This window comes from Streptococcus sp. SS-4456 (genome assembly GCF_036680365.1).
Taxonomy (GTDB): Bacteria; Bacillota; Bacilli; order Lactobacillales; family Streptococcaceae; genus Streptococcus.
Genome location: NZ_JAVIHI010000105.1, coordinates 1 through 468, shown reverse-complemented (window position 1 = coordinate 468; position 468 = coordinate 1). Strand labels below are relative to the sequence as shown.

Annotated in this window: 1 protein-coding gene and 1 pseudogene; both read right to left on the bottom strand. The window is 35.5% G+C overall.

The genetic code is table 11. The annotated features are described in order from the left end of the window. Window positions 1-98, bottom strand: a pseudogene (locus RFK25_RS11565) (portal protein); the annotation flags it as partial. A gap of 140 nt (window positions 99-238) precedes the next feature. After that, the coding region (locus RFK25_RS11560; RefSeq protein ID WP_332413557.1) for a type II toxin-antitoxin system death-on-curing family toxin at window positions 239-468 on the bottom strand (230 nt) is incomplete at its 5' end.

The following is a 468-nucleotide window of genomic DNA, read 5'->3' as shown; positions in this document are numbered from 1 at the left end:
GTCGTTCGTCCAAACAGATATGAGAAGTCCTGACCTTCATAACTATTTCGTGGTTTATCTCTAGCACGCTTACGTCCCAGTAAATCTAGTAATCCCATACTTCCTCCTTTTGAGTACGAAAAAAGCACCTCAATTGAAGTGCTTTTCGTTTATTCTTAGATGGTTTTCATCTCTCCTTCTTCAAGAAGATACCATGTTCTATCACTTTCTTGAAGTTATATCCTCAATAAGAAAAGTTTTAATGATTCCGAATGTATTCTAATATTGCATCATAATCTAATTCTGATGAAGCTACTCCAAGCCCTAGCTTCACTACTTCTTCATCAGTCTGATTTAATACAATGCCATTTAATTTTAGGAAAATAATCATGACAAACACTCCAATTCGCTTGTTCCCATCAAGGAAGGCATGATTATTAACTAGCGAATAACAAAGTCTAGCAGCCTTTTCTTCAATACTTGGATACT